This is a genomic window from Bacillus sp. LBG-1-113 (genome assembly GCF_020708615.1).
GTDB lineage: Bacteria > Bacillota > Bacilli > Bacillales > Bacillaceae > Bacillus > Bacillus mojavensis.
The window spans coordinates 713567-737437 of sequence record NZ_JAJFDG010000001.1; the positions used below are offsets into that span (position 1 = coordinate 713567).

Annotated in this window: 26 protein-coding genes; 25 read left to right on the forward strand and 1 reads right to left on the reverse strand. The window is 43.7% G+C overall.

From position 1 onward, the window contains the following. Window positions 1–22: 22 nt before the first annotated feature. The 25 genes from hepS (at window position 23) to ypjB (ending at window position 22860) form a co-directional block, all read left to right on the forward strand. Window positions 23–778 carry a heptaprenyl diphosphate synthase component 1 gene (hepS, locus tag LJF29_RS03855; RefSeq protein ID WP_010334743.1) on the forward strand — a complete coding sequence of 252 codons (756 nt, stop codon included), beginning with the start codon at window positions 23–25 and terminating at the stop codon, window positions 776–778. A 5-nt stretch (window positions 779–783) separates the two neighbouring features. After that, window positions 784–1485 (forward strand): demethylmenaquinone methyltransferase, encoded by a 702-nt coding sequence (menG, locus tag LJF29_RS03860; RefSeq protein ID WP_029441346.1) that lies wholly within the window; start codon window positions 784–786, stop codon window positions 1483–1485. Between the two features lie 24 nt (window positions 1486–1509). Beyond that, entirely contained in the window at window positions 1510–2472 is a 963-nt protein-coding gene (gene hepT, locus LJF29_RS03865) for a heptaprenyl diphosphate synthase component II (protein WP_229147059.1), read from the forward strand. A gap of 111 nt (window positions 2473–2583) precedes the next feature. Then, window positions 2584–3033, forward strand: coding sequence for a nucleoside-diphosphate kinase (ndk, locus tag LJF29_RS03870; RefSeq protein WP_081720834.1), 450 nt, complete (start codon window positions 2584–2586; stop codon window positions 3031–3033). Between the two features lie 226 nt (window positions 3034–3259). Beyond that, window positions 3260–4030 (forward strand): protein-glutamate O-methyltransferase CheR, encoded by a 771-nt coding sequence (cheR, locus tag LJF29_RS03875; RefSeq protein ID WP_168749454.1) that lies wholly within the window; start codon window positions 3260–3262, stop codon window positions 4028–4030. 74 nt (window positions 4031–4104) lie between these two features. Beyond that, window positions 4105–5277 (forward strand): chorismate synthase, encoded by a 1173-nt coding sequence (gene aroC / locus LJF29_RS03880; RefSeq protein ID WP_229147060.1) that lies wholly within the window; start codon window positions 4105–4107, stop codon window positions 5275–5277. Further along, entirely contained in the window at window positions 5277–6365 is a 1089-nt protein-coding gene (gene aroB, locus LJF29_RS03885; protein WP_229147061.1) for a 3-dehydroquinate synthase, read from the forward strand. The genes aroC and aroB overlap by 1 nt, the downstream gene beginning before the upstream one ends. Continuing rightward, window positions 6362–6745 (forward strand): chorismate mutase, encoded by a 384-nt coding sequence (aroH, locus tag LJF29_RS03890; protein ID WP_029441343.1) that lies wholly within the window; start codon window positions 6362–6364, stop codon window positions 6743–6745. The genes aroB and aroH overlap by 4 nt, the downstream gene beginning before the upstream one ends. Window positions 6746–6961: 216 nt before the next feature. Continuing rightward, window positions 6962–8509, forward strand: coding sequence for an anthranilate synthase component I (trpE, locus tag LJF29_RS03895; RefSeq protein WP_229147063.1), 1548 nt, complete (start codon window positions 6962–6964; stop codon window positions 8507–8509). Continuing rightward, window positions 8481–9497, forward strand: coding sequence for an anthranilate phosphoribosyltransferase (gene trpD / locus LJF29_RS03900; protein WP_229147064.1), 1017 nt, complete (start codon window positions 8481–8483; stop codon window positions 9495–9497). The genes trpE and trpD overlap by 29 nt, the downstream gene beginning before the upstream one ends. Further along, window positions 9490–10242 carry an indole-3-glycerol phosphate synthase TrpC gene (trpC, locus tag LJF29_RS03905; RefSeq protein WP_229147068.1) on the forward strand — a complete coding sequence of 251 codons (753 nt, stop codon included), beginning with the start codon at window positions 9490–9492 and terminating at the stop codon, window positions 10240–10242. Before trpD ends, trpC begins: the two co-directional genes overlap by 8 nt. Before the next feature lie 4 nt (window positions 10243–10246). Then, a complete protein-coding gene (locus LJF29_RS03910) occupies window positions 10247–10900 on the forward strand; it encodes a phosphoribosylanthranilate isomerase (RefSeq protein ID WP_229147069.1) in 654 nt (217 codons plus the stop codon). Further along, window positions 10881–12083 carry a tryptophan synthase subunit beta gene (gene trpB, locus LJF29_RS03915; protein ID WP_229147071.1) on the forward strand — a complete coding sequence of 401 codons (1203 nt, stop codon included), beginning with the start codon at window positions 10881–10883 and terminating at the stop codon, window positions 12081–12083. The genes LJF29_RS03910 and trpB overlap by 20 nt, the downstream gene beginning before the upstream one ends. Further along, entirely contained in the window at window positions 12076–12879 is an 804-nt protein-coding gene (trpA, locus tag LJF29_RS03920; protein WP_010334730.1) for a tryptophan synthase subunit alpha, read from the forward strand. The genes trpB and trpA overlap by 8 nt, the downstream gene beginning before the upstream one ends. 11 nt (window positions 12880–12890) lie before the next feature. Further along, window positions 12891–13973 carry a histidinol-phosphate transaminase gene (gene hisC / locus LJF29_RS03925; RefSeq protein WP_229147073.1) on the forward strand — a complete coding sequence of 361 codons (1083 nt, stop codon included), beginning with the start codon at window positions 12891–12893 and terminating at the stop codon, window positions 13971–13973. A gap of 47 nt (window positions 13974–14020) precedes the next feature. Continuing rightward, window positions 14021–15136, forward strand: a complete 1116-nt coding sequence (locus LJF29_RS03930; protein ID WP_029441341.1) for a prephenate dehydrogenase — start codon at window positions 14021–14023, stop codon at window positions 15134–15136. Window positions 15137–15147: 11 nt separating this feature from the next. Continuing rightward, window positions 15148–16434 (forward strand): 3-phosphoshikimate 1-carboxyvinyltransferase, encoded by a 1287-nt coding sequence (gene aroA / locus LJF29_RS03935; RefSeq protein WP_229147074.1) that lies wholly within the window; start codon window positions 15148–15150, stop codon window positions 16432–16434. A gap of 352 nt (window positions 16435–16786) precedes the next feature. Beyond that, window positions 16787–18058, forward strand: a complete 1272-nt coding sequence (locus LJF29_RS03940; protein WP_229147078.1) for a tetratricopeptide repeat protein — start codon at window positions 16787–16789, stop codon at window positions 18056–18058. A gap of 69 nt (window positions 18059–18127) precedes the next feature. Beyond that, a complete protein-coding gene (locus LJF29_RS03945; RefSeq protein WP_229147080.1) occupies window positions 18128–18667 on the forward strand; it encodes a ReoY family proteolytic degradation factor in 540 nt (179 codons plus the stop codon). A gap of 58 nt (window positions 18668–18725) precedes the next feature. Continuing rightward, the gene (locus LJF29_RS03950; protein WP_229147084.1) at window positions 18726–19172 is read left to right on the forward strand and encodes a YpiF family protein; all 447 of its coding nucleotides are present in this window, start codon (window positions 18726–18728) and stop codon (window positions 19170–19172) included. 141 nt (window positions 19173–19313) lie between these two features. Beyond that, window positions 19314–19817, forward strand: a complete 504-nt coding sequence (locus LJF29_RS03955; protein WP_010334725.1) for a ubiquinol-cytochrome c reductase iron-sulfur subunit — start codon at window positions 19314–19316, stop codon at window positions 19815–19817. 1 nt (window position 19818) lies between these two features. Then, the gene (gene qcrB / locus LJF29_RS03960; protein ID WP_003225560.1) at window positions 19819–20493 is read left to right on the forward strand and encodes a menaquinol-cytochrome c reductase cytochrome b subunit; all 675 of its coding nucleotides are present in this window, start codon (window positions 19819–19821) and stop codon (window positions 20491–20493) included. A gap of 32 nt (window positions 20494–20525) precedes the next feature. After that, window positions 20526–21293 carry a menaquinol-cytochrome c reductase cytochrome b/c subunit gene (locus tag LJF29_RS03965; RefSeq protein WP_010334724.1) on the forward strand — a complete coding sequence of 256 codons (768 nt, stop codon included), beginning with the start codon at window positions 20526–20528 and terminating at the stop codon, window positions 21291–21293. Window positions 21294–21403: 110 nt separating this feature from the next. Beyond that, the gene (locus tag LJF29_RS03970) at window positions 21404–21997 is read left to right on the forward strand and encodes a DUF1405 domain-containing protein (protein WP_010334723.1); all 594 of its coding nucleotides are present in this window, start codon (window positions 21404–21406) and stop codon (window positions 21995–21997) included. Window positions 21998–22065: 68 nt separating this feature from the next. Then, entirely contained in the window at window positions 22066–22860 is a 795-nt protein-coding gene (ypjB, locus tag LJF29_RS03975; protein WP_168748118.1) for a sporulation protein YpjB, read from the forward strand. 43 nt (window positions 22861–22903) lie between these two features. On the opposite strand, the gene LJF29_RS03980 is transcribed toward ypjB, so the two are convergent. After that, the gene (locus LJF29_RS03980) at window positions 22904–23776 is read right to left on the reverse strand and encodes a YitT family protein (RefSeq protein WP_010334721.1); all 873 of its coding nucleotides are present in this window, start codon (window positions 23774–23776) and stop codon (window positions 22904–22906) included. Window positions 23777–23871: the final 95 nt, after the last annotated feature.

The following is a 23871-nucleotide window of genomic DNA, read 5'->3' on the forward strand; positions in this document are numbered from 1 at the left end:
TTTGGGGACAAGGGTGATATTTTTGCAAGACATCTACGGAACTTTAGCCAATCTAAACACGAAAATAAAACAAAAGCTGTCTCATCCCTATTTAGCGAAGCATATTTCTGCGCCTAAGATTGATGAGGATAAGCTTCTTCTTTTTCATGCATTATTTGAGGAAGCCGACATAAAACACAATGACAGAGAAAACTATATTGTAACAGCGATGCTTGTACAAAGCGCCCTTGATACCCATGATGAAGTAACGACAGCCAGAGTCATAAAACGAGACGAAAACAAGAACCGCCAATTGACTGTTCTTGCAGGCGATTATTTCAGCGGACTGTACTATTCATTACTCTCTGAAATGAAGGATATCTATATGATTAGAACGCTCGCTACAGCAATTAAAGAAATCAATGAACATAAAATTCGTCTGTATGATCGATCGATAAAGGACGAACACCATTTTTTCGAAAGTGTCGGCATCGTTGAATCAGCTTTATTCCATCGGGTGTCTGAACATTTCAATCTCCCGCGCTGGAAGAAGCTATCGAGTGATTTTTTTGTATATAAGCGGCTTATGAACGGAAATGATACATTTTTAGATGTGCTCGGCAGTGTTATACAGCTGGGGAAAACAAAAGAAGAGATGCTAGAAGAGTGTTTTAAAAAAGCAAAGAACAGCATTGAGTCACTTCTACCTCTAAGCTCACCTATTCAACATATTTTATTAAACCGCCTGAAAACAATCAGCCAAGATCAAACTTATCATCAGAAAGTGGAAGAAGGGTAACCATTATGCAGGACTCAAAAGAACAGCGGGTACACGGAGTATTTGAAAAAATATATAAAAACTACGACCAAATGAACTCTGTCATCAGTTTTCAGCAGCACAAAAAATGGCGTGATAAAACGATGCGCATTATGGGTGTAAAAGAAGGCGCCAAAGCTCTCGATGTTTGCTGCGGAACAGCCGACTGGACGATTGCTCTTGCAAAAGCAGCCGGTAAAACCGGTGAGATAAAGGGCTTGGATTTCAGCGAAAACATGCTGAGCGTCGGCAAACAGAAAGTAAAAGACGGCGGCTTCAGTCAAATCGAACTGCTGCACGGAAATGCAATGGAGCTCCCTTTTGATGATAATACATTTGATTATGTAACAATTGGTTTCGGACTGCGTAATGTACCTGATTATTTGACTGTACTGAAAGAAATGAGACGTGTGGTGAAGCCTGGCGGACAAGTGGTATGCCTGGAAACCTCACAGCCTGAAATGTTTGGATTTAAACAGGCTTATTTTATGTACTTTAAGTATATTATGCCGTTTTTCGGGAAGCTGTTTGCAAAAAGCTATAAAGAATACTCATGGCTCCAAGAGTCAGCCAGGGAATTCCCTGGTATGAAGGAACTGGCAGGCCTGTTTGAAGAGGCGGGTCTGAAAAATGTCAAATATCATTCGTTTACTGGCGGAGTCGCTGCCACGCATATCGGATGGAAATGAAAACACAGATGTTGGGTGAATGATATGAAATTTAAAATGGCCTACTCTTTTTTAAATGACGATATTGATGTAATTGAAAGGGAGCTTGAACAAACCGTTCGCTCCGATTATCCGCTTTTGAGCGAGGCGGGTCTTCATCTATTGCAGGCAGGAGGCAAACGGATTCGGCCTGTCTTCGTTCTGCTTTCCGGCATGTTTGGCGATTACGATATCAATAAGATTAAATATGTGGCTGTCACTCTGGAAATGATTCATATGGCATCGTTGGTTCATGATGATGTTATTGACGATGCGGAGCTTCGCCGAGGAAAGCCGACGATCAAAGCAAAATGGGATAACCGGATTGCGATGTATACAGGCGATTATATGCTTGCCGGGTCTCTTGAATTGATGACGAGAATTAATGAGCCGAAAGCTCACCGGATTTTGTCGCAGACCATTGTTGAAGTGTGTCTCGGAGAGATTGAACAAATCAAAGACAAATACAACATGGAACAGAATCTCAGAACATACCTGCGGCGCATAAAAAGAAAAACTGCGCTTCTTATCGCTGTCAGCTGCCAGCTGGGGGCTATTGCGTCCGGAGCTGAAGAAAAGATTCATAAGGCGCTCTACTGGTTTGGATATTATGTCGGGATGTCTTATCAAATCATTGATGATATTCTTGATTTTACTTCAACTGAAGAAGAACTGGGTAAACCGGTTGGAGGCGATTTGCTTCAAGGAAATGTTACATTGCCTGTCCTATATGCATTAAAAAACCCAGCTTTAAAGAATCAGCTTAAGTTAATTAACAGCGAGACCACACAAGAACAGCTTGCGCCTATTATTGAAGAGATCAAAAAAACAGATGCAATTGAAGCATCAATGGCAGTAAGCGAGATGTATTTGCAAAAAGCTTTCCAAAAGCTAAACACGCTTCCGAGAGGGCGTGCGCGTTCTTCTCTTGCAGCCATCGCAAAATATATCGGCAAAAGAAAATTTTAAATTTTTGTAGATATTAAGAAAATTCTCCGCCCCGGATTGATTAATTATCTGAAAGATGTTACGATTTCGGTGTGCAATGTGAAAGCCTATACATATGATGGGGTGGAGAATGTGATGGAAAAGACTTTTATCATGGTGAAACCGGACGGTGTCCAACGGCAGCTGATCGGGGAGATTTTATCTAGATTCGAACGTAAGGGCTTACAATTAGCTGGCGCAAAGCTGATGAGAGTAACCGAACAAATGGCTGAGAAACACTACGCTGAACATCAAGGGAAGCCTTTCTTTGGAGAGCTTGTTGAGTTTATTACTTCCGGACCTGTTTTTGCGATGGTGTGGGAAGGCGAAAATGTCGTTGAAGTGACCAGGCAGCTGATTGGAAAAACAAACCCTAAAGAAGCTTCGCCAGGCACCATTCGCGGGGATTTCGGCATGTTTGTCGGAAAAAATATTATCCACGGCTCTGATTCTCTTGAAAGCGCTGAGCGTGAGATTCATATTTTCTTTAAGGATGAAGAGTTAGTATCATATCAACAACTCATGACAGGCTGGATCTATTAATCATTGCTGAAAAAGCCGAAACTGGCATATCCATATCGCTGGTTTCGGCTTTTTTGTAAAGGTTTACATTGACTTGAATATATGGGTAAACGGCAGGGGGGCCAACCATGTCTTTACCAATTATCTGAAATCAGCTGAAAAGCTGATTTTTTTATTTGAAACAATACAATTTCCTGATAAAACAAGCTATACTAGGACAAAAGACAGCGAGACTAGGAGAGAAGAGATGGATACATACAGCGTATTTACAACCAAATGGAAGCAATTAACCGGAGTTGATTTAACTTTATACAAAGAAGCGCAAATGAAGAGAAGGCTGACATCCCTTTATGAGAAGAAAGGTTTTCAAAGCTTTAAGGATTTTGCAGCGGCATTAGAAAAGGATCAGGTGCTTTTAAATGAAACGTTAGACAGAATGACGATTAATGTTTCAGAATTTTATCGTAATTATAAAAGATGGGAAGTTCTTGAAACGGCTATTTTGCCTTTAATCAAACATTCGAAGCCTTTAAAAATATGGAGCGCGGCATGCTCTACAGGGGAGGAGCCGTATACGCTCGCAATGATTTTAGATCAGCAGAAAGGTCTCCCAGGCTATCAGATTTTGGCCACTGATATAGATGATAAAGCATTGGAAAAAGCGAAAAAAGGCGTGTATCAGGAGCGGTCTTTGCAAGAAGTGCCGTCTTCTGTGAAGGATCGTTATTTTACTCAAAACGCTGATAAGAGCTATGAAGTGAAACATGACATAAAGAAGAACATTAGGTTTCAAAAACATAATTTGCTTGCGGATCGCTACGAGCAAGACTTTGATTTGATTGTGTGCCGCAATGTTTTTATTTATTTTACAGAAAACGCAAAGGAAGAACTGTATTTAAAAATGGCACATAGCTTAAAAAAGAATGGGGTTCTCTTTGTCGGCAGCACAGAGCAGATTTTTAATCCTGAGAAATTCGGCCTTTCTCCCGCGGATACATTCTTTTATCAAAAAAGATAGACTGACTTTTTACCGAAAAATATGTTATAGTAGTTTTACTTAAAAGCGTTAATGCGATGAAGGGAGAAGAAGTCATGAGATATTTAACAGCCGGTGAATCACACGGCCCCCAATTGACAACCATTATTGAAGGTGTGCCTGCGGGGCTTTACATAACTGAGGAAGATATTAACTTTGAGCTTGCCAGACGCCAGAAAGGCCATGGCCGCGGGCGCCGCATGCAGATCGAAAAGGACCAGGCGAAAATTATGAGCGGGGTGCGCCATGCCCGCACACTTGGTTCACCAATTGCTCTTGTGGTAGAAAATAACGATTGGAAACACTGGACTAAAATTATGGGTGCGGCTCCGATTACAGAAGAAGAAGAAAAGGAAATGAAACGCCAAATTTCCAGACCGAGACCGGGACACGCAGATTTAAACGGTGCGATTAAATATAACCACCGTGATATGAGAAATGTGCTTGAGCGCTCTTCAGCACGTGAAACGACCGTAAGAGTGGCGGCAGGCGCTGTCGCTAAAAAGATCCTTTCTGAGCTTGGCATTAAGGTAGCGGGCCACGTATTACAGATCGGGGCAGTTAAGGCTGAAAAAACGGATTATACTTCAATTGATGACTTGAAGCGTGTGACTGAAGAGTCTCCTGTCAGATGCTACGATGAAGAAGCAGGCAAAAAAATGATGGATGCCATTGACGAAGCGAAGGCAAACGGAGATTCCATCGGCGGAATTGTGGAAGTGATTGTTGAAGGAATGCCGGTGGGCGTGGGCAGCTATGTTCATTATGACCGTAAACTGGACAGCAAGCTTGCTGCGGCAGTACTATCTATTAATGCATTTAAAGGTGTGGAATTCGGCATCGGTTTTGAAGCGGCCGGGAGAAATGGTAGCGAGGTTCATGACGAGATCATTTGGGACGAAGAAAAAGGATATAATCGTGCTACGAACAGACTTGGCGGTTTGGAAGGCGGCATGACGACAGGAATGCCAATCGTTGTCCGCGGAGTCATGAAGCCGATTCCGACATTATATAAACCGCTGAAAAGTGTGGATATTGAAACGAAAGAACCGTTTTCTGCAAGCATTGAACGTTCAGACAGCTGCGCAGTGCCAGCGGCAAGTGTAGTGGCCGAAGCTGCTGTTGCATGGGAAATTGCCAACGCTGTTGTTGAACAATTCGGCTTAGACCAAATTGACCGCATTAGAGAAAACGTGGAGAATATGAGAAAACTGTCGAGGGAATTTTAATGAGAACACTGCATGTTCAAACCGCTTCCTCTTCATATCCTGTATTTATCGGACAAGGAATCAGAAAAAAGGCTTGCGAACTATTAACCTCGCTAAACAGGCCATTCACACGCATTATGCTTGTTACCGATGAAGAAGTGGATCGCCTGTACGGTGATGAAATGCTTCACCTGCTGGAAGAAAAATGGCCTGTCAAAAAAGTGACGGTGCCGAGCGGAGAGCAGGCGAAATCAATGGATATGTATACGAAACTGCAGAGTGAAGCGATTCGATTTCATATGGATCGCTCCTCATGCATCATCGCTTTTGGAGGCGGTGTTGTAGGAGATCTTGCTGGATTTGTGGCTGCCACTTTTATGCGCGGCATCGATTTCATTCAAATGCCTACAACGCTTTTGGCGCATGACAGCGCGGTCGGAGGAAAAGTAGCGGTAAACCATCCGCTTGGGAAAAATATGATCGGCGCATTTTATCAGCCAAAAGCCGTGCTCTACGATACGGACTTCCTCCGTTCCCTTCCGGAAAAAGAGCTTCGGTCTGGGATGGCTGAAGTGATTAAACATGCTTTTATTTATGACAAAGCATTCCTGAAAGACCTGCTGGATATTCACTCACTGAACGATATTACCAGCGAGCAGCTGAATGATATGATTTTTAAAGGCATTTCGATTAAAGCGTCTGTCGTTCAGCAGGATGAAAAGGAAGAAGGAATCAGAGCCTTTCTTAACTTTGGGCATACGCTTGGCCACGCAGTTGAGGCGGAGTATGGCTACGGACAGATCACCCACGGTGATGCGGTAGCACTCGGTATGCAGTTTGCTTTATATATAAGTGAACAGGAAGCCGGCTGTGAAATGGACAGAAATCGTTTAGTCAGCTGGTTTAAGAACCTGGGCTATCCAAGCCGCATAAAAAAAGAAACGGCAACTTCCGTGCTTTTAGACCGTATGATGAATGATAAAAAAACCCGCGGCGGTATGATTCAATTCATCATTCTCAAAGAGTTAGGAAAAGTCGCCGACCATACGTTTTCGAGAGATGAACTTGAGAGCTGGCTGAACAAATGGCGAATGGAGGAGACATCATGATGATTCGTGGAATTCGCGGAGCAACTACAGTAGAACAGGACACTGAAGAAGAAATTTTACAAAAAACCAAACAGCTGTTAGAGAAAATGATAGAAGAAAACAAAACAAAGCCGGAAGATGTTGTTCAAATGCTTCTATCGGCGACGCCTGACCTGCACTCTGTTTTTCCGGCAAAAGCTGTGCGCGAGCTTTCTGGCTGGCAGTATGTACCGGTGACATGCATGCAGGAAATGGATGTTACTGGCGGGCTGAAAAAATGTATAAGGGTTATGATGACTGTTCAGACTGATGTTCCTCAGCATCAAATCAGACATGTCTATTTGGAAAAAGCGGTCGTATTAAGACCCGATTTATCATTGACAAAAAATAATGAATTGTAATACGATAAGAACAGCTTAGAAATACACAAGAGTGTGTATAAAGCTTAGTGAATGAGTTGAGTTAGAGAATAGGGTAGCAGAGAATGAGTCTAGTTGAGCTGAGACATGTATGTTTATTCTACCCAAAAGAAGCCTTTCTTTTGGGTTTATTTGTTATATCTTGATTTTCCCTCTCATGCCTTCTTCTCATTCTCCTTGCCATAGGGAGTGAGAGCAATGAATTTCCAATCAAACATTTCTGCATTTTTAGAGGACAGCATGTCCTACCGCACCATACCGATTGTGGAGACATTCACAGTTGACACACTGACACCTATCCAAATGATCGAGCAGCTGGACAGGAAGATCACTTACCTTCTAGAAAGCAAGGATGACACATCAAATTGGTCCAGATATTCGTTCATCGGCCTTCAGCCATTTCTCACGATCAAAGAACAGCAAAATGATTTTACTGCTCAAGATGAGAATGGCAGATCCCTTTACACTGGAAAAGAATTGAAAGAGGTTCTGGATTGGATGACTGCAGCATACAAAATCAAAACGCCAGAGCTTGCCATTCCCTTTGTCGGCGGAGCTGTCGGGTATTTAAGTTATGATATGATTCCGATGATTGAACCATCTGTTCCTCGCCACAGAAAGGAAACGGAATTTGAAAAGTGTATGCTGTTTGTTTGCAGCACATTAATTGCTTATGATCATGAAACAAAAAACGTCCACTTTATTCAGTATGCCAGATTGAATGGACAAGAAACTGAAGCTGAAAAAATTGCTGTGTTTAATAAAAATCACCGAGAGCTCCAAGGCCTCATTGATAAGATGATGGATCAAAAAAACATCCAAGAACTGTTTCTTTCATCTGAGTCATATAAAACACCTAGTTTCGATACAGTATCTTCAAACTACGAAAAAACAGCGTTTATGGCAGATGTAGAAAAGATCAAAGAATATATAAAAGCAGGCGACATCTTTCAAGGTGTTCTGTCGCAAAAATTTGAGATTCCGATAACAGCAGATTCCTTCGAATTGTACAGAGTGCTGCGAATCGTCAATCCCTCGCCCTATATGTACTATATAAAACTCCCGGACAGAGAGATTGTCGGCAGCTCTCCGGAACGGTTAATCCATGTTCAAGACGGGCATTTGGAAATCCATCCGATTGCCGGAACAAGAAAAAGAGGCGCAGACAAAAAGGAAGATGAAAAACTCAAAATTGAGCTCATGAAAGATGAAAAAGAAAAAGCAGAGCATTATATGCTCGTTGATCTAGCTCGAAACGATATCGGCAGAGTGGCGGAGTATGGATCGGTTGCTGTGCCGGAGTTCACAAAGATTGTTTCATTTTCACATGTCATGCACATCATTTCAGTCGTCACAGGAAGGCTGAAAGAGGGCGTTCACCCTGTCGATGCGCTAATGTCAGCTTTTCCCGCGGGAACTTTAACCGGGGCCCCAAAAATCCGTGCCATGCAGCTTTTAAATGAACTGGAGCCAACACCGAGGGAGACATACGGCGGCTGTATCGCCTACATCGGATTTGACGGGAATATCGACTCCTGTATTACGATCCGCACCATGAGCGTAAAAAACGGTGTGGCATCGATACAGGCTGGAGCAGGTATTGTTGCTGATTCTGAGCCGGAAGCTGAATATGAGGAAAGCTGCAACAAAGCGGGCGCACTGCTGAAAACAATTCATATTGCTGAAGACATGTTTCGTAGCAAGGGGGATGAAGCGGATGAACCAATTTCTGCAAATGTGCGTTGACGGAAAGACACTTACTGCGGTTGAAGCTGAAGCGCTTATGAATATGATGATAACAGCAGAAATGACTGCTTCTGAAATGGGTGGTATATTGTCAATCCTGGCTCATCGGGGCGAAACTGCAGAGGAGCTGGCGGGCTTTGTGAAGGCCATGCGGACACATGCCCTTACAGTAGACGGACTTCCTGATGTGGTTGACACATGCGGAACAGGCGGTGACGGCATCTCTACCTTTAACATTTCAACGGCATCGGCAATCGTTGCTTCAGCAGCAGGAGCTAAAGTTGCTAAGCACGGCAATCGCTCCGTATCTTCTAAAAGTGGAAGCGCCGACGTTCTTGAAGAGCTTGGGATTCCAATCCAAACCACACCTGAAGAAGTCAGAGTCAGCATTGAAACAAATAACATGGGATTTCTCTTTGCGCCGCTTTATCATTCGTCCATGAAACATGTAGCGGGCACAAGAAAAGAGCTCGGATTCAGAACGATTTTTAATCTGCTCGGACCGCTCAGCAATCCTTTGCAGGCGAAGCGTCAGGTGATTGGGGTCTATTCTGCTGAAAAAGCGGGATTGATGGCAAGCGCACTCGAAATGTTTCAGCCAAAGCATGTACTATTCGCAGCAAGCCGTGACGGTTTAGATGAGCTTTCGGTTACATCACCGACCGATGTGATTGAGATCAAGGATGGAGAGCGCCGGGAATATACAGTTTCACCCGAGGACTTCGGCTTCAAAAATGGCAGACTTGAAGATATACAGGTGCAGTCACCGACAGAAAGCGCTCATTTGATTCAGAATATTTTTGAAAATAAAAGCAGCCGATCAGCTTTATATATTACAGCCTTTAATGCCGGCGCTGCGATATACACGGCGGGTATTGTCGAAACACTGAAGGAAGGAACGGAGCTTGCGTTAGAAACGATTACAAGCGGAGGTGCCGCAGCGCAGCTCGACAGACTGAAACAGAAAGAGGAAGAGATCTATGCTTGAAAACATAATCAATCAAAAAAAAGAAGAAGTCAAAACTCTTATCCTGTCAGAAGAGCAGCCCTTTGAAAAACGGTCTTTTAAAGAGGCGCTGGCTGACGCAAACCGTTTTATCGGATTGATTGCCGAAGTCAAAAAAGCGTCGCCGTCAAAAGGGCTCATTAAAGAAGATTTTATTCCTGAGCGGATTGCGAAAGACTATGAAGCTGCGCAGGCAGACGCGCTTTCTGTTTTAACTGACTTTCCGTTTTTTCAAGGGAAAAACAGGTATTTATCAGACGTAAAGCGTGCTGTTTCGATTCCTGTGTTGAGAAAAGATTTTATTATTGATTCTATTCAAGTGGAGGAATCAAAGAGAATCGGAGCAGATGCCATATTGTTAATCGGCGAGGTGCTTGATCCCGTACAGCTTCACGAGTTGTATCTCGAAGCAAAGGAAAAGGAAATGGACGTGTTAGTTGAGGTTCATGATCAAACGACGCTTGAACAAATAGTAAAGGTATTCACCCCTGATATTCTCGGTATTAATAATCGAAACTTAAAAACATTTGAAACTTCACTCGAGCAGACGAAACAGATTGCATCCCTCGTTCCGAAAGAATGCTTGCTTGTCAGTGAAAGCGGCATTGGTACTCTAGAACATTTAACATTTGTTAAGGAACATGGGGCCCGAGCTGTTCTGATCGGTGAGTCTTTGATGAGACAACATTCACAGCAAAAAGCAATCCATGCTTTGTATGGGGAGTGAAGAGATGAAAAAACCGGCATTAAAGTATTGCGGTATACGGTCACTGCAGGATCTGCGGCTTGCAGCGGATTCACAGGCAGATTATTTGGGCTTTATTTTTGCTGACAGTAAACGAAAAGTATCCACTGCAGATGTGAAAAAGTGGCTGAGCCAAGTTCGCACCGGAAAACAGATTGTCGGCGTTTTTGTGAATGAAACGGTGGGAACGATTGCCCGTATAGTGTACGAATTGCAACTAGACGTCATCCAGCTTCACGGTGATGAGACACCGAAGGATGCTGAAGCCCTTCGCCTTCTGACACATTGTGAAATATGGAAGGCGCTCCATCATAACAGCACAACGATTCAGGATATGGATCGCTATAACGATTGTGTAGACGGTTTTTTGATTGACTCATCTGTAAAAGGTGCAAGAGGCGGGACTGGAGTGGCTTTTGCTTGGGAGTGTGTGCCGGAATATCAGCAGAAAGCTGAACAAACGGGGAAACGGTGCTTCATCGCAGGCGGTGTGAATCCCGACACAATCGCAGACTTATTGAAATGGAAACCGGGCGGCGTCGATCTTGCCAGCGGAATAGAAAAGAACGGACAAAAAGATGTCAACCTGATTAGGCTCTTAGAAGAAAGGGTGAAACAGTATGTATCCATATCCAAATGAAATAGGCAGATACGGCGATTTTGGCGGGAAATTTGTTCCGGAAACTCTTATGCAGCCGTTAGAAGAAATTGAAAAAGCATTTAAGGAAATAAAGGATGATCCGGCTTTTCGGGAAGAATATCAGAAGCTGTTAGCGGAATATTCCGGCAGGCCAACCGCATTAACATATGCCGATCGAGTCACAGAGCATTTAGGCGGCGCTAAAATTTATTTAAAAAGAGAAGATTTAAACCATACAGGCTCTCATAAAATCAACAATGCTTTAGGCCAGGCATTGCTTGCAAAAAAAATGGGCAAAACGAAAATCATTGCAGAAACAGGTGCAGGGCAGCACGGGGTAGCCGCCGCGACAGTTGCTGCAAAGTTTGGTTTTTCCTGCATTGTATTTATGGGTGAGGAGGATGTCGCCCGCCAGTCTCTGAACGTATTCCGAATGAAGCTTCTTGGAGCGGAGGTTGTGCCGGTTACAAGCGGAAACGGGACACTGAAGGATGCGACAAATGAGGCCATCCGCTATTGGGTTCAGCATTGTGAGGATCATTTTTACATGATCGGATCGGTTGTCGGGCCACACCCTTACCCGCAAATTGTCCGGGAATTTCAAAAAATGATCGGAGAGGAAGCGAAGGATCAGCTGCAAAATATTGAGGGATCGCTGCCTGATAAAGTCGTTGCCTGCGTAGGCGGCGGAAGTAATGCGATAGGCATGTTTCAGGCATTTTTAGACGAAAAGGTTGAACTGATCGGTGCTGAAGCGGCAGGGAAAGGAATTGATACCCCGCTTCATGCCGCTACCATTACGAAAGGAACCATAGGCGTGATTCACGGTTCGCTCACTTACCTCATTCAAGACGGGTACGGTCAAATCATTGAGCCTTATTCAATTTCAGCAGGGCTTGACTATCCGGGAATTGGTCCGGAGCACGCCTATTTGCATAAAAGCGGCCGTGTCACATACGATAGCATAACTGATGAAGAAGCAGTAGATGCGTTAAAACTATTGTCAGAAAAAGAAGGAATCTTACCAGCGATCGAATCTGCTCATGCATTAGCGAAGGCATTCAAAATCGCAAAAGAGATGGACCGAGATCAAACTATCCTCGTCTGTTTATCAGGAAGAGGAGATAAGGATGTCAACACATTAATGAACGTATTGGAAGATGAGGTGAAAGCGGATGTTTAACATAGACCAGGCCCAGTCGGAAAAACTGTTTATTCCGTTTATTACAGCGGGTGATCCGTTGCCAGAAGTTTCAATCGAACTGGCTAAGTCTCTCCAAAAAGCGGGAGCCACGGCACTTGAGATTGGTGTAGCATACTCAGATCCGCTGGCAGACGGTCCGGTGATTCAGCGGGCTTCAAAACGGGCGCTTGAAAATGGGATGAATATTGTAAAGGCGATTGAATTAGGCGGAAAAATGAAAAAAAGTGGCGTTAATATTCCTATTATCCTCTTTACGTATTATAATCCTGTGTTACAATTGAACAAAGAATACTTTTTCGCTTTACTGCGGGAAAATCATATAGACGGCCTGCTTGTTCCGGATCTGCCTTTAGAAGAAAGCGCCAGCCTTCAAGCGGAATGCAAAACCCACGAGGTAACGTATATTTCTTTAGTTGCACCGACAAGCGAAAGCCGTTTGAAGACCATTATTGAACAAGCCGAGGGCTTCGTCTACTGTGTATCTTCGTTAGGTGTGACCGGTGTCCGAAATGAGTTCAATTCATCAGCTTATCCATTTATCCGGACAGTGAAGAATCTCAGCTCTGTGCCGGTTGCTGTAGGGTTTGGTATTTCCAGCCGCGAGCAGGTGGTCAAGATGAATGAAATCTGTGACGGTGTCGTAGTGGGAAGTGCGCTCGTCAAAAAGATAGAAGAATTAAAGGATCGGCTCATCAGCATTGAGACGAGAGATCGTGCAGTGCAGGAGTTTGAAGATTACGCGAAGATGTTTGGCGGTTTGTACAGTTTAAAATGAGGTGACTGGATTTGCGTATCAAAGAACATTTAAAACAACTGAAGCCTTATCAGCCGGGTAAACCAATTGAAGCAGTAAAAGCTGAATATGGTTTGGATAAAGTCGTGAAGCTTGCATCAAACGAAAATCCGTATGGCTGTTCGGAAGCTGCAAAAGAGGCGCTTCATCATGAAATTCAACAGCTTGCGTTATATCCCGATGGGTATAGCGCCGCTTTGCGGACAAGGCTTAGTGAGCACCTCAATGTCAGCGAAACATCACTTATTTTCGGCAATGGTTCAGATGAAATCATTCAAATTTTATGCCGGGCTTTTTTAAACGACAAAACAAACACGATTGCAGCAGCCCCGACTTTTCCGCAATATAAGCATAATGCGGTGATTGAAGGCGCTGAAGTTCGTGAAATTGCCCTTCGTGCTGACGGCTCTCATGACTTAGACGCGATGCTTGAAGCGATTGACGAACAGACTCAAGTTGTTTGGATTTGCAGCCCGAACAACCCGACTGGCACTTATACAGCTGAGGGAGAATTGATTTCTTTTCTGGAGCGTGTTCCTTCTCGTGTCCTCGTTGTTCTTGACGAAGCATATTATGAATATGTAACAGCTGAGGATTACCCGGAAAGCATCCCGCTTTTGAATACGTATCCCAATCTTATGATATTGCGCACGTTTTCAAAGGCTTACGGTCTGGCGGCGCTTAGAGTTGGATACGGCATTGCTGACGAAAAATTGATCCGCCAAATAGAGCCGGCCAGAGAGCCGTTTAACACCAGCCGTCTTGGGCAGGCAGCAGCGATTGCAGCGCTTGACGATCAAGAATTTATCGCCTTTTGCATCGAGAAAAATCAAGCAGGCCTTCAGCAGTATTATGATTTTGCGAAAACGCACGGATTAAAGTGCTACCCTTCACAGACAAACTTTGTTTTAATAGACTTTAACCGCCCGTCTGATGAGTTGTTTCAGGCATTGCTGCAAAAAGGTTATATAGTCCGATCAGGAAATGCATTAGGATTCCCGACTTCACTCCGGATTACGATCGGGACGAAAGAGCAAAACGAGGAAATTCTTGCAACTTTAGCTGAAATTTTATAAGAGGTGATCAAGTATCACCTCTTTAGTCTATGAACAGGTGATGACGAATGAATCAAATCAAAGATACAATATTGCTCGCCGGTCTCGGATTGATAGGCGGTTCTATTGCGTTAGCCATCAAAAAAAAACATCCGGAAAAACGCATTATTGGGGTCGACATCTCAGATGAGCAGGTGGTGGCTGCTTTAAAATTAGGTGTGATAGATGAGAGTGCTGATTCGTTTATTGACGGCGCGAAAAAAGCTGCAACCGTTATTATCGCCACACCTGTTGCGCAAACGCTGCTTATGCTTGATGAACTGGCTCATTCAGGAATTAAGCATTCGCTTTTGATTACTGACGTAGGAAGCACAAAGCAAAAAGTGGTTCATTACGCCGATCAAGTGCTGCCTGCCGGCTACCAATTTGTCGGAGGGCATCCAATGGCAGGCTCGCATAAATCAGGAGTTGCTGCCGCAAAGGAATTTTTGTTTGAAAATGCGTTTTATATTTTAACCCCAGGCCATAAAACGGACAGACAAGCCGTTGATCAGTTAAAATATTTGCTGCAAGGGACGAATGCCCAATTTGTAGAAATGTCGCCTGAAGAGCATGATGGCGTAACGAGCGTGATCAGCCATTTTCCGCATATTGTTGCAGCCAGTCTTGTGCATCAGACCCATCACTCGGAAGAGCTTTATCCGCTTGTGAAGCGGTTTGCAGCCGGCGGTTTTCGGGATATTACCCGGATTGCATCAAGCAGTCCTGCAATGTGGCGTGATATTCTTTTACATAATAAAGATAAGATTTTAGATCGTTTTGATGAGTGGACTCGTGAAATTGAAACGATCCGGGCATATGTAGAGCATGGGGATGCCGAAAAACTATTCAATTATTTTAAAACGGCAAAGGACTACCGTGACGGACTGCCTCTCCGGCAGAAGGGCGCTATACCGGCATTTTATGATTTATACGTAGACGTGCCGGATCATCCTGGTGTAATTTCAGAGATAACGGCTATACTTGCTGCGGAACGCATCAGTATAACGAATATCCGCATTATTGAAACGAGAGAAGATATTAACGGGATTTTAAGGATCAGTTTTCAATCCGATGATGACCGCAAACGGGCCGAACAGTGCATAGAAGCCCGGGCGGAATATGAAACTTTTTATGCTGATTGAGGTGGAAAACAATGAAAAGAGAAAAGGTGCAGGCGTTAAACGGCGAAATACATATACCCGGTGATAAATCCATTTCTCACCGCTCTGTTATGTTTGGCGCGCTTGCGAAAGGCACAACAACTGTTAAAAATTTTCTGCCGGGAGCGGACTGTCTGAGCACCATCGATTGCTTTAGGAAGATGGGTGTTCAAATTGAGCGTAACGGCAGTGATGTAGTCATTCACGGGAAAGGGATTGATTCCCTGCGTGAGCCAGAAAGCCTGTTAGACGTCGGTAATTCAGGCACAACGATTCGTCTGATGCTCGGAATCCTTGCGGGCCGTCCTTTTTACAGCGCGGTAGCTGGGGATGAAAGCATTGCGAAACGTCCAATGAAACGTGTAACAGAGCCCCTGAAACAAATGGGCGCTAAAATTGACGGCAGAGCCGGCGGAGAATTTACACCGCTGTCAGTTAGCGGCGGTACATTAAAAGGCATTGACTATGTATCACCTGTGGCAAGCGCGCAAATTAAATCGGCTGTTTTGCTTGCCGGGTTGCAGGCTGAGGGGACTACCACCGTCAACGAGCCTCATAAATCCAGAGACCATACTGAACGGATGCTGTCTGCTTTCGGAGTGAAACTGGCAGAGGACAAGACAAGTGTTTCCATAAAAGGCGGCCAGCAGCTTACGGCTGCAGATATTTTTGTTCCCGGAGATATTTCTTCAGCGGCGTTTTTCCTTGCAGCTGGCGCAATGATTCCAAACAGCAGAATTGTACTGAAAAACGTTGGGTTAAATCCGACTCGGACCGGTATCATCGACGTGCTTCAAAACATGGGCGCAAAGCTTGAAATTATACCGTCTGTTGAGGAAAGCGCAGAGCCCTATGGAGATTTGATCATTGAAACGTCATCTCTTAAAGCGGTTGAAATTGGCGGAGATATTATTCCGCGCTTGATTGATGAGATACCTATCATTGCGCTCCTAGCGACTCAGGCGGAAGGAACAACAGTTATTAAGGATGCCGCAGAGCTTAAAGTGAAAGAAACGAACCGTATCGACACGGTTGTTTCAGAGCTTCGAAAGCTCGGTGCTGAGATTGAACCGACCGAAGATGGAATGAAGGTATACGGCAAACAAACTCTGAAAGGCGGCGCGAAAGTATCCAGTCATGGAGATCATCGGATCGGCATGATGCTGGGTATAGCTTCCTGTTTAACAGAAGAGCCAATTGAGATCGGACAGACCGACGCCATACATGTGTCATATCCAAACTTCTTTGATCATTTAAATAAGCTTTCAAACAAATCCTGAAGTTCATGCTTCAGGATTTGTTGTGCGAGTTGTTTATCAGTCATAAACTGAAGGAAAAAAACATAGCCTGTCTTATAGAGGAATATAAAAATTCAAAAGAGGGAGGGGGCTTTACTTACAAGTCGGCAGGTCAAAGGCTGCTTTACTGTAATAGAGGGCTATCTTCCTTTTTTTATTTTGCTATCGCAGGATCTTTTGATAAACTAATAAGACTCAGAAATTCCTTGACGTACAGTGTAAGCATCTTATTTGCCGAGGGCTTTTCACCTGAATTATGATAGGATTAACCCCTGAACAAATAAGACTTTTATGTATGGTTGATGTTGTTAGGAAAAGAAAGGACCGGTCCGATTTGAATACATTAATTCAAGAAGCCATAAAATTAGTTGAAGCAGGAGAAACAGAAAAGGGACTCAACACCCTCTCGAAGGCCGAAAAACAGCTTCATGATGAAGATAAAGCCATCGCAGCACAGCTTTATTACGAGTGGGGAAATGTAGAGAAAGCGATCTCACTGATCAGTGATTTGCATGATCTATACCCGAATGAAACAGAACTGACGAATTTTTATGCTGAACTTTTAATAGATATTGACGAAGAAGAAAAAGCGCTGGCTGTGCTGGAAACGATCCCGGAATCAGACCCATCATATCCGGAAAGCCTGCTGCTCATGGCTGATCTTTATCAGATGCAGGGGCTGTTCGAAGTAAGTGAGCAAAAGCTTTTACAGGCAAAGTCTATTCTTGAAAATGAACCAATCATTGATTTTGCGTTAGGCGAGCTTTACTTTACGCAAGGAGCCTATGCAAAAGCTGTTCAATATTTTAAAAGAACGGCTGGGGAGCAGAGTGAGATCGGTGGCGTTAATGTCCACCAAAGGCTGGCAGAATCGCTAAGTGCATCAGGAGATTTTGAGGAGGCCATTCCGTGGTATGAGAAAGCTGTAGATGAGAATCCTGACCCTAATACAATTTTCGGCTATGGATTTACAGCCTCACAGGCCGGACTGATCAAAACGGCTATTAAACAGCTGTCCGATTTAAAAGAGCTTGATCCATCCTATTCATCACTTTATATGCCGCTTTCAAAAAGCTATGAGGCTGAAGGGATGTATGAAGAGGCATTAAATACGGCAAAAGAGGGTATCAGATATGATGAATACAACAAAGAGCTTTTCCTCTATGCCGCAAAGATGGCGTTAAAAATCGGGAAATCAGAAGACGGGAAACAACTTCTTCAGGAAGCGCTTGCTCTTGATCCTGGCTTCGTCGAAGCACTTCATACTCTCCTTGCTGTGTATCATAAGGAAGAGGATTATGAGCAAATTATTGATCTGATACAAGAGGTGCGCGGCTACGGGGAAGAAGATCCGAAATACAATTGGTATCTGGCCAGCGCTTACACCGAATTAGAGCAGTACGAAGAAGCAAAACAATCCTTTGAAGCTGCTTTTCTTCACTATCGTGAGGACAGAGATTTCTTATACGAATATGCAACCTTTTTATTAGAAGAAGGCCTTCAACAAGAAGCGCTGCCGCTATTGAAAAAGGTACTCGAAATAGACGGAGCAAATGAAGAGCTGGAAGAAATAATCTTGCGGATCGAGGATGAATTTTCGAGATAAGCAGGAATTTTAACCGCTTATGTGGAACATATAAGTATAGATTATACGATCGATAGAGGAGGGAATTACATGCAGACCCCTGTTTCTGTCAATGAGAAAAAGGATTTTATCCGTTGGTTTTTAAACCATTATCAGCTAAAACGCAGAGAGTGCGTATGGATCTTGAACTACTTAATGAGCCACGATTCTTTAATGGAAAAGGTTCATTTTGTGGAGCAGGCAGAATTTTGCCCGAGAGGCATTATAATGTCAACACATTGTGTTGAAGAAGTTCCGTTTCGGTTTTATAAAGAGAATGTCATGACAACCGACGCGGAAAAATCTTTTCATGATATTAGATTAAATAAACAGCAGGATTTGTTTATCCAGCTTAATTTCCGTTCAGCCTACAGTTCTCCTGAGTATGCGGCGGTGCTGGAGTCCAACCCTCACATTCCGAAAGATCTGTTTGAAAACAAAAAAGATCAGGGGCTGGCTGAACAAATCCTGGAGCACGCCATTTCTACATTCCAAAGAGAAAAATTATTAAAAGACATTGACGATGCGCTTGATCGTCATGATAAAGTAGCATTTGAACAATTATCGCGCCAATTGAATCAGCTCACATAACATGACCAGCCTTGCAGCGTAATGCAAGGCTTGTTGTCGTAAAAAGGGGAGAACGTTGATGAGGTGGAAAATGCCTGATGCCAAGGACTACTTACAATCTAAAGATTACATTGATACCGCTGTCATACCATTAATTAACATAAAAATGGGGAGCCAAATAAAAATAGCGGCAGAGAGAGGCGAATTTACGCAGCTTCTTGCGGAAGAATTGGAAAGGCAGTTAAAAGGACGGGTATATTTATTGCCTGCTTATACATATGTTGATAGAAATGAAAATACTGTTCAAGGGCTGAAAGATTTACAGGAGGAGGTCAAGTCAGATTTTCAGCATGTTCTACTGCTGACAGCTGATGATCATTGGAGAAGCGAAGAGTCATTAGGGAAAATTATTGTTGCGCCTTCTGTACCGTTAGAGCACTTAAATGACTCCCTAAAAAGAAAAATATTAGATGAACGCACAGCTGAAATTTTGAACGTTTTGTTACAGTTATGGAGCGCTTCGTAAAAACACTTACATTTCCTCATAAACAATATTTTGGCTATATTGACCTTGCTGAGAGATTCATATATTATGAGGGTGTCTAGAGTTATGAAATATTTTCTATTTTAGTCAGTTTGCAGGGTTGACCTTGAGGGGGGAGAAGAGATGGGCGGAAGACATGATATATCGAGACGTCAATTTTTAAATTATACGCTAACAGGCGTAGGGGGGTTTATGGCGGCTAGTATGCTCATGCCTATGGTTCGCTTTGCACTCGACCCGGTATTAAAATCGACAGGAAAGCAGGACATGGTTCAGGTTGTCAGCGTAGATGAGCTGACGAAAGAGCCGCAGCGCTTTGATTTCAAAATTAATCAAGTCGATGCCTGGTATGAGTCGGAAGAATCGAGATCAGCTTGGGTTTTCAAAAATGGGGATGAGATTGTAGCACTTTCACCAATTTGCAAGCATTTGGGGTGTACGGTGAACTGGAACAGCGATCCTAAAAACCCGAATAAATTTTTCTGTCCTTGCCACTACGGACTCTATGAAAAAGACGGCACCAATGTCCCTGGCACGCCGCCGCTTGCGCCTCTTGATCATTACGAGCAAGAAGTTAAAGACGGCTTCCTGTATCTTGGAAAAGCAAAGCCTAAGGGGGAAGGGTGACATGCTGAACAAAATTTATGACTGGGTAGATGAACGGCTTGATATTACACCGATGTGGAGGGATATTGCCGATCACGAAGTGCCGGAACATGTGAATCCCGCCCATCATTTCTCTGCGTTTGTGTACTGCTTTGGGGGACTGACGTTTTTTGTAACCGTTATCCAAGTGTTGTCCGGGATGTTTTTAACGATGTATTATGTGCCTGATATTAAAAATGCTTGGGAATCGGTATATTATTTGCAAAATGAAGTCGCATTCGGCCAGATTGTCAGGGGGATGCACCATTGGGGCGCCAGCTTGGTCATTGTGATGATGTTTTTACATACGCTAAGGGTCTTTTTCCAAGGGGCGTATAAAAAGCCGCGGGAACTGAACTGGATAGTCGGTGTGTTAATCTTTTTTGTTATGCTCGGGCTTGGGTTTACAGGCTACTTGCTTCCTTGGGATATGAAGGCTCTGTTTGCCACAAAAGTTGGACTGCAGATCGCTGAAGCCACTCCTTTAATCGGGACGCAAGTCAAAACACTCCTGGCAGGGCATCCGGATATTGTAGGCGCCCAAACGCTGACTAGGTTTTTTGCGATCCATGTATTCTTTCTTCCTGCCGCATTGTTTGGATTGATGGCCGCACACTTTATTATGATCCGCAAGCAGGGAATTTCAGGACCGCTTTAAACTTGATCTGCGAATAAAAGGGAGGGGATGACATGCACCGGGGCAAAGGGATGAAATTTGTAGGAGACTCAAGGATACCGGCTGAGAAAAAGCCGAATATACCGAAGGATTACTCAGAGTATCCCGGTAAAACAGAAGCCTTCTGGCCAAATTTCTTATTAAAGGAATGGATGGTCGGAGCTGTCTTTCTGATCGGTTTTCTTGTTTTGACGATTGTACACCAGCCGCCTTTGGAGCGGATGGCGGACCCGACTGATACAGGTTATATTCCGCTGCCGGACTGGTATTTTCTTTTCTTATATCAGCTTTTGAAATATGAATACGCCGCAGGTAGCTTTACGGTGGTCGGCGCTATGATTATGCCGGGGATCGCCTTTGGTGCTCTGCTTTTGGCGCCATTTCTCGACAGGGGAACGGAAAGAAGGCCTTGGAAGCGTCCTGTGGCTGTGGGGATGATGCTCTTAGCTATTTCCGCGGCTGTATTTTTGACCTGGCAGTCTGTAGCCACTCACGATTGGGCAAAGGCGGAGGAGCAGGGGAAAATCACAAAAGAAGCGGATATCGATACCAGTGCCGAGGGATATAAAATTTTTCAGGAGCAGGGCTGTATTTCATGTCACGGGGATAATCTTCAAGGCGGAGCGGCTGGGCCTTCATTGGTAGACACCGGACTGAAGCCGGAAGAAATCAAAAAGATCGCCGTTGAAGGAAAAGGCCAAATGCCGGCAGGTGTGTTCAAAGGAAATGATAAGCAGCTTGAAGAACTTGCGAAATTCATTTCCGAAACAACCGCAAAATAACGTATTGTGAATTGCGAAATGGAAGGATATACTTTTATTATCAAAAGCTGACCAGGCGTCAGCTTTTTTATATGGACATATTATTTTTACAGACTGAGAGTTGATTTGATGTGAAATGGTTTCAATATGTATTAGGACAGCGAACGATGCTTATTCTTGTCTTAGCCATCAATTTTCTGGGGACGGTTTACGGCTACTATTGGTACTTGCCTCAGCTTCTGGAGACGCCGGCCCGTTTCCTCGTCTTTGTTCCGGACAGTCCGACAGCAACGTTTTTCTTCTTGTTTGTGCTGCTGGCCTTTCTCATGAAGCGGAATGCTCCGCTTTTTGAAGCGCTTGCGTTAGTCACGCTCGTGAAATATGGCTTGTGGGCGGTCGTCATGAATATTCTCGTGCTGGCTGTAACGGGGGATTTGCCATGGGAAGGCTATATGCTGATTGCCTCGCATTTTGCAATGGCTGTCCAAGGAGTGCTGTACAGCCCGTATTTTCGGTTTTCATTATGGCATCTTGTTATTGCTGCGGTCTGGACGCTTCATAATGATGTCATTGATTACCTGTTTGGGATGATGCCTCAATACTCCATGCTTTCTGAATATATGACTGACATCGGGTACGGAACGTTTTGGCTGAGCATCTTTTCAATCGGGCTTGCCTTCTATCTTGTCATATCGAAAAAGCAAACAAAGCTTCAACTGACGTAAAGACAATCTTGGTCTATCCTTGTCCTTTCCTTCATATTCTGTAAGGAGAGAGAGTGGGAGGGACCTGCATGAAACGAAAGCTGACGATCTGTTTGTTGATTGCTCTTATTTTTTATAATGGGAATGCCAAGGCTGAAGAGCGGGGAAGCCTCAAGGAATTGAATGATTTATCCGATACGGTTTTTCAAATGACCCGCCAATCGAAATATGAAGAGGCGCTACAAGTCCTATCGTATTTTGAAAAAACATTAAAATCCGCTGAAAAGCAGAAACAAGACAGCATGTTAACCGGAGCCCAAATTCGCCAAATTACTTTGGGCTATAACGATATGGTACGGAGTTTAAAACAGGCTGAGGCATCAGACACACAAAAGCTCAGAGCAGCCGCGCAGTTCAGAATGCTGATGGATGCTGTTGACAATCAGTCTGATCCCCTATGGGGGTCACTGGAGAAGCCGATTATGGAGGTCTTTGCCGCACTTAAGCAGGATGTCCAAAAAAATGAAAGTACGAGCTTTCATGAAAAGTGGAATGAATTTATCAGCTTGTATGATTTGATTTATCCAAGTCTTACAATTGATATATCAGAAGATCAGCTTGATACAGTCGGAAAACATATTGCAGTGATCGAGCAAGAGGGATTTCAGCAAATGACCGAGAGTACGAAGCTTGAACGGCTATCCCTACTCCAGAACGACCTGAAGAGTGTATTTGACAGGGTGGAAGAGGATGATGCAGATCCGTCTTTGTTATGGGTGATGATCACTACAGGAGGTATCATCATTACTGCACTTACTTATGTCGGTTACAGAAAATACAGAGCGGAAAAAAAGAAACTGAAAAAACGGGATTACCCAAAATGAGTAAGAGGGGCGGCGGCAGCCGCCTTTTGTCATCCAAAAAACATTAGCGCGGGAGCGGATTTTTATTTTCATCAAGTGTAAATCCTTCTCCAAGCACATCGTGTACATCGCTGACCGCGACAAAGGCATGAGGATCAATGGAGTTAATCACACTTTTAAGCATGACCAATTCGTTTTTCGGCACTACACAATACAGTACGTCTAGATCCTCTTTCGTGTAGGATCCCTGTCCTTTCAAAATGGTAACGCCCCGTTCCATTTCCTCAAGAATCTTCTTCTGAATCTGATCGTTTTTCGCAGAGATGATTGTTGCACCTTTAGCTGCATACCCGCCTTCCTGAGTAAAATCAATTAGTCTTGCCGCCACAAATACGGCAACCAATGTGTACATGGCTTCTTTGTAAGAGAGATAGGTAAGCAATGATAAAATGATCACGCAAGCATCAAAAGCAAACATCGTTCTGCCCATTGGTATCCCAAAATACTTATTGATCAAACGGGCAATGATATCAACCCCGCCCGTCGTCCCGCCGTACTTAAAAATAATGCCTAAGCCGGCTCCAATGAATACGCCGGCAAATAAAGCGGCAAGCGCAAGATCATGCTGAAGGGGCATATGTATTTCATATCGCTGAAAAATGCTGAGGAATAAAGACAGTGCTACAGTACCGACTAGTGTGTATACAAACATCGTCCTGCCCAGCAAACGCCAGCCGATAAAAAAGATCGGGATATTCAAAACCAGGTTTGAAATAGAAGGACTAATATGGAAAAGGGCATAAAGCAATAGTGTAATTCCCGTGAATCCACCCTCTGCCAGATTGTTTTGCATATTAAAATGAACCAGGCCAAATGAAAAAATTGCTGCACCGATTAAAATAAAAATTATGTTTTTTAATCTAATTTCTCCAAGCATCACACAAAACCCCTTTTCCTTCCATTAGATAGCGTTTATATTATAGTGGATGCAAAAGAAAACAGCAAACGTGCTTAAACATTTGTCAAACGTAT

What these genes read in the sequence shown, in the direction of transcription:
- LJF29_RS03910 (WP_229147069.1), top strand. Translation starts at nt 10,247, where the DNA reads ATGAAAAAACCGGCATTAAAGTATTGCGGTATACGGTCACTGCAGGAT.
- qcrB (WP_003225560.1), top strand. Translation starts at nt 19,819, where the DNA reads ATGCTGAACAAAATTTATGACTGGGTAGATGAACGGCTTGATATTACA.
- cheR (WP_168749454.1), top strand. Translation starts at nt 3,260, where the DNA reads ATGGATACATACAGCGTATTTACAACCAAATGGAAGCAATTAACCGGA.
- LJF29_RS03955 (WP_010334725.1), top strand. Translation starts at nt 19,314, where the DNA reads ATGGGCGGAAGACATGATATATCGAGACGTCAATTTTTAAATTATACG.
- LJF29_RS03950 (WP_229147084.1), top strand. Translation starts at nt 18,726, where the DNA reads ATGAGGTGGAAAATGCCTGATGCCAAGGACTACTTACAATCTAAAGAT.
- LJF29_RS03965 (WP_010334724.1), top strand. Translation starts at nt 20,526, where the DNA reads ATGCACCGGGGCAAAGGGATGAAATTTGTAGGAGACTCAAGGATACCG.
- ypjB (WP_168748118.1), top strand. Translation starts at nt 22,066, where the DNA reads ATGAAACGAAAGCTGACGATCTGTTTGTTGATTGCTCTTATTTTTTAT.
- trpD (WP_229147064.1), top strand. Translation starts at nt 8,481, where the DNA reads ATGAACCAATTTCTGCAAATGTGCGTTGACGGAAAGACACTTACTGCG.
- trpA (WP_010334730.1), top strand. Translation starts at nt 12,076, where the DNA reads ATGTTTAACATAGACCAGGCCCAGTCGGAAAAACTGTTTATTCCGTTT.
- trpC (WP_229147068.1), top strand. Translation starts at nt 9,490, where the DNA reads ATGCTTGAAAACATAATCAATCAAAAAAAAGAAGAAGTCAAAACTCTT.
- aroA (WP_229147074.1), top strand. Translation starts at nt 15,148, where the DNA reads ATGAAAAGAGAAAAGGTGCAGGCGTTAAACGGCGAAATACATATACCC.
- trpE (WP_229147063.1), top strand. Translation starts at nt 6,962, where the DNA reads ATGAATTTCCAATCAAACATTTCTGCATTTTTAGAGGACAGCATGTCC.
- hepT (WP_229147059.1), top strand. Translation starts at nt 1,510, where the DNA reads ATGAAATTTAAAATGGCCTACTCTTTTTTAAATGACGATATTGATGTA.
- LJF29_RS03945 (WP_229147080.1), top strand. Translation starts at nt 18,128, where the DNA reads ATGCAGACCCCTGTTTCTGTCAATGAGAAAAAGGATTTTATCCGTTGG.
- menG (WP_029441346.1), top strand. Translation starts at nt 784, where the DNA reads ATGCAGGACTCAAAAGAACAGCGGGTACACGGAGTATTTGAAAAAATA.
- aroC (WP_229147060.1), top strand. Translation starts at nt 4,105, where the DNA reads ATGAGATATTTAACAGCCGGTGAATCACACGGCCCCCAATTGACAACC.
- LJF29_RS03980 (WP_010334721.1), bottom strand. Translation starts at nt 23,776, where the DNA reads ATGCTTGGAGAAATTAGATTAAAAAACATAATTTTTATTTTAATCGGT.
- trpB (WP_229147071.1), top strand. Translation starts at nt 10,881, where the DNA reads ATGTATCCATATCCAAATGAAATAGGCAGATACGGCGATTTTGGCGGG.
- aroH (WP_029441343.1), top strand. Translation starts at nt 6,362, where the DNA reads ATGATGATTCGTGGAATTCGCGGAGCAACTACAGTAGAACAGGACACT.
- aroB (WP_229147061.1), top strand. Translation starts at nt 5,277, where the DNA reads ATGAGAACACTGCATGTTCAAACCGCTTCCTCTTCATATCCTGTATTT.
- LJF29_RS03930 (WP_029441341.1), top strand. Translation starts at nt 14,021, where the DNA reads ATGAATCAAATCAAAGATACAATATTGCTCGCCGGTCTCGGATTGATA.